General features: G+C 32.6%; 1 protein-coding gene. It reads right to left on the reverse strand.

Features of this window, described 5'->3' with window-relative positions:
• Positions 1 to 179: 179 nt before the first annotated feature.
• A complete protein-coding gene (locus tag AWW72_RS18745; protein WP_004773997.1) occupies positions 180 to 506 on the reverse strand; it encodes an H-NS histone family protein in 327 nt (108 codons plus the stop codon).
• Positions 507 to 723: the final 217 nt, after the last annotated feature.

Consider the following 723-nt stretch of genomic DNA (forward strand, 5'->3'; position numbering starts at 1 on the left):
ATTCAACCCTTACCAACATGCAAAATATCATCCTTTTCGAGACACTCGCCCCTGAATGACATTATGCATACTTTTTCAACATCGCCAATTCTCTCATATAAAAAAACCAAGCTTTTTAAGCCTGGCTTTTGAATTAGGATAAAGTCATCGTATGACAAAACGATGACTTTAAAACTTGCTTAGATTAAGAAATCTTCAAGTTTCGCACCTTTTTCTAACTCAGCAACTAACCAACGTGGTTGTTTACCACGGCCAGTCCAAGTTTCTTCAGTATTGCTCTTGTTGCGATAGCGTGGCTCTACAGCTTTACGCGTTGTTTTCTTACGCTTTTGCTCGCCCACTTCCAACAACTCTTCAACGCTAAAGCCAATACCTTCAGCAATTGCAACAATTTGATTATAAGCATCTTCAATTGCTTGATCTTTTTTGCTTGCAATCAAAGCTTCTGCTTCTGCTTGTAAACGCTTTAAATCTTCTACCGATAATTCGCTAATATCTGGTTTCATTCGAACCACTCCAACTTAATAAGAAAAAAATATATCACTCAAAATAAAAAAATGAATTTAGAATTCTATTCAATATTAATTTATAAGCGATTAAATAATCAATATAAGAATAGCCCACTTAATCGCATATCAACAATAAAATGGCTTTTTATTTACAATAAAACAAAAAAAGTAGAGTTTTGATATAAAAAATAGATTTTATTAAATTAAATAAAGG

Source organism: Acinetobacter sp. NRRL B-65365 (genome assembly GCF_001605865.1).
GTDB lineage: Bacteria > Pseudomonadota > Gammaproteobacteria > Pseudomonadales > Moraxellaceae > Acinetobacter > Acinetobacter vivianii.